This is a genomic window from Micromonospora sp. NPDC048040 (genome assembly GCF_055587185.1).
This window is the reverse complement of record NZ_JBVJGT010000126.1, coordinates 1-3,327: the sequence shown is the minus strand read 5'-3', so window position 1 is coordinate 3,327 and position 3,327 is coordinate 1. Positions and strand designations below refer to the sequence as shown.

General features: G+C 65.6%; 2 protein-coding genes. Both read right to left on the bottom strand.

Translation table 11 applies throughout. From position 1 onward, the window contains the following. Positions 1 to 100: 100 nt before the first annotated feature. Positions 101 to 1,561: a hypothetical protein gene (locus ACZ6O2_RS36375; protein WP_466026197.1), complete on the bottom strand. Its 1,461-nt coding sequence runs from the start codon at positions 1,559 to 1,561 to the stop codon at positions 101 to 103. A 400-nt stretch (positions 1,562 to 1,961) separates the two neighbouring features. Then, the coding region (locus ACZ6O2_RS36370; protein WP_466026196.1) for a LamG domain-containing protein at positions 1,962 to 3,327 on the bottom strand (1,366 nt) is incomplete at its 5' end.

Sequence of the window (3,327 nt, the reverse complement as noted above, 5' to 3'; positions counted from 1 at the left end):
TGAACGCCTTCCAGATCGCCTTCGAGGGCCGGCTCACCCCGGCCAACCACTGACCACCTCAACAACCAAGATCAGCCGTTAACTTGACACTCCCATCGGGTCAAGCCCACGCGTACTGGCCTGGGCAAGAGTCGCCGGTGCACTCCTGGTCCCATGGGGTGTCTGGCCAGTTGGTGGCGTCGTGGGCGTCGCAGTTGCTGGTGAGACAGCGGTTCGCGGCCTCGAACTGCACCTGGGCGATCGGGGTGACGGAGCGGTCGGTGGCGCTGCGGTCCCAGGTGCCGTAGTCGGTACGGGTCAGGTAGCCGCCTCGTACATACGACGCGGCGTCACTGTTGCTCAAGTTCCGTGCGTACTTGTTCGTCTCACGGGTGTACCAGTGCGACATGGTATTGCCGTGCACGTCCACGACATAGTCGAGGTTCCAGCGCCATGCCTGGTCGCAGAACGACGATGCGAACGTCGCGGCGTCGCAGGGTTCGCCGGTGTGGTTTCCGGCAACGGGCACGGTCCATACCGAGTTGGTGGTGGAGGTGTTGCCGGGCAAGTGGTGGAGGCCGAAGAAGTACTGGGTGCCGTCGGAGGTGGTGACCTTCCAACCTTCGCCGTTGTTATCGCCGTTGTCGGCGCCCGTAGTCTTCTCGATTCGGGAGGCGTCCTCGTCGCGGGCGTGCCAGCCCTTGCCCGCCTCGTAGATCAGCTCGACGCCGTGGCCGTTGAGGTTCATGACGGCGTTGTCCGAGCGCCAGCACAGGTCACCGGTCTTGATGGTGTTGCTGGGGCTGCCGTCCATGTCTTCCATGCAGGGCACGTAGCGGCGTTCGATGTAGCCAGGCCAGTAGTCGAAGCCTTCGCCAACCCATGACGGTTGGTTGTTGCTGACCTCGGATCGGCCGTCGACGCTGGATGACGAGTACGAGATTGCCAGGTTGGGCTTCAGGTCGCCGATCGCGGGTGGGACGCGCATCGGGTATGACCAGGAGAAGTTGCCCGACGAGCCGCCCGACGACCATGTCGCCGAGGCGGACAGCGGGGTGGCGCTGAAGTCGCCTGATGAGCCGGAGGGGCCGGCAGCAACGGCGAGAAGCGTTCCGCCAGCGGTTGCTGTCGGTGCGTCGCGCGTTGTCGGGGCCTCGGCAGTGGGCGTACCGCTACCGCGTACTGGCTTCATCGACACGGTCGCCGTGACTGTGCCCGCGGCGCTGTTGTTCTTCGACGGGAGGGGCTTGGCGACGCACCCGGGCACGTTCGGGGTCTTCAACGCGCATTCGGGTATGTGCCAGAGCTGAAGCCGTGAGGCCCAGTCAGCGCCGTATGCGTGGCGGAAGCCGCGATAGTCCACCGACACCTTCGCGGATCCTGTCGCCGGGCTGTCGGCAGGAGTGCCGACGCGCAGCAGCAGGCTGTCGCGCCACCCTGGCGGTAGGGCGGACCGGTCAAGGACCTGCACGGTCACCGCGGAGAGGGCCGCGCTGCGTGAGTCAGCGCGAGCAACCTGCACGGGCAGGGTTCCGGCCTTCACGGATTCGGTGGCGCGGGAGTGGGTAGTGGGCAGGGTCACCTGGGCGGTACCCGGTACGGGCCATGCCGGCGTGGGGGCAGGCGTGCGTTTCTGGGGGGTGTACGGCCACGCCTTCCCGCGGACGTGCCCACCGTGGTTGTTGAGTTTCTCGACTTGTGCGGTGAGGCGTGTAGGTTCTGCTTCGGCTTGGGTGGGAGTGCCGACGAGCAGCCCACCGATCAGCGAGCAGCAGAGAGCGCCGGAGAGCAGGGTTCGCCCTTGCCGTTGCCGGCTCCTGCGGTGCGGGGTCGGGTTGAACCGCGTCTTACCACCTGCTGCGTCAGGCACCGTGGCCTCCACCACATGTTGAGGTGACTTGTGATCGGGTAGGTCCGGACGGCATCCGGCGGCGGGCGTACCCACGCTCGCGCGAAGCCAGGTGACTGGCGACCTTCGAGGCCTACCCATGGTCGACGACCTGACTGTTGTGCAGGGCATTGATGAAAGTGCTGCTCACTTCGCCCTGGTAGATGGAGATGTCGTCGATGCTGCCGAAGAGCGGCTCTGTGGCCACGCCGTTGAGCCTTGCGACGCCGACGGCGAGTGGCCCGCTCGCCTGCCACGGCTGCCACGCCACGTGCATGTCGGTGGTGGTGGCGAGGGCTCCGTCAACGTAGAGCCTTAATTGGCGGCGTTCGACGTCGAGCACAGCAGCGAGGTGGTGCCAGGCGTTGCTCGCGCCAGGTGCGGGAGCGGTCAGGACGGTGGCTTGGCTGGTGCTCGTCGCTGCGGCAGTGGGCAGAACGCTCAGCTTCCATGTGCCACCGCCACTAGGGTCGTACTGAAGGGTGAACCCGCTGTTGGTCGGCCCGTTCTGCGCCAGCAGCGTCTGTGTCATGTCGAGCCGGTCCACCCGCGCCCACGCCGAGATGGTGAACGACTGGTCGGTGCGGAGTACGGGCGTGTCCTGCCAGATGGTGTACTCGTTGCCGTCGATATCCGGTGGGGTGAGGCCCGTCTTGAAGGCGGTGCGCCCGCTCTCTTGGGTCACCTCGCTGTTCTCGGGGTCTTCCTCAGGGAAGTATCGGTTGTCGAGGTGCAGTCCCAGTCCCCGGTTGCCGGAGGCGATGTCCGCGCCGCGGCTGAGCGCCAGCCAGCGCTCAAATCCGGTGCCATCGCGTGCGTCACACGCGTCACGAAGATCCGCGAACATGCAATCCCGCGCCAGGTCGAAGTTCCACATCCCTACCTGCGGTGGCGCGAGGATGCCTGGTTCGTCGAAACCTCCCGACGTGGGATCCGAGGCAAGTTGGCCGGTGAAGTCGTGATTGACAAGGACCCGGTCGAATACCTGCAGGTCAGCCACGTGACCAGGGCCGCTGTTCGTGGATCCTGAACCCCATCGGGCCCAGCCGACGTGGAACTGTCCGCTGGCGTTCCAGGTCGAGGTGTGCGGGGTCGTGCCGGCAAGAGTGCCGTTGACGTAGAGCCGCATCTGTTTGTCGCCGGCGTCGTAGACCGCTGCCAGGTGAGTCCATGTGTTGGTTTTGGCGGGGGCGAAGGCGAATCCGCCGGTGGTGGAGGTGGTGTCGGCGTGGTACATGGAGAAGCCCCACTGTTTGCTTGCGGGGGCGTAGTACAGGTTGAATCCGTTAGTGGTCGCGCCGGACTGCGAAGCAACCGTCTTGCAGCAGGTGGTGTTGGTGTCGGTAACACGAATGTCAAGCCCCAGGTTTGATGGAGAGTTGGTTAGCTGGTTTCCAGGGGTGCGGTGACTGGGTGGGTTATCGCGTGTAGCGCCTCGTACTCGGCGGGTGGGACGTGGC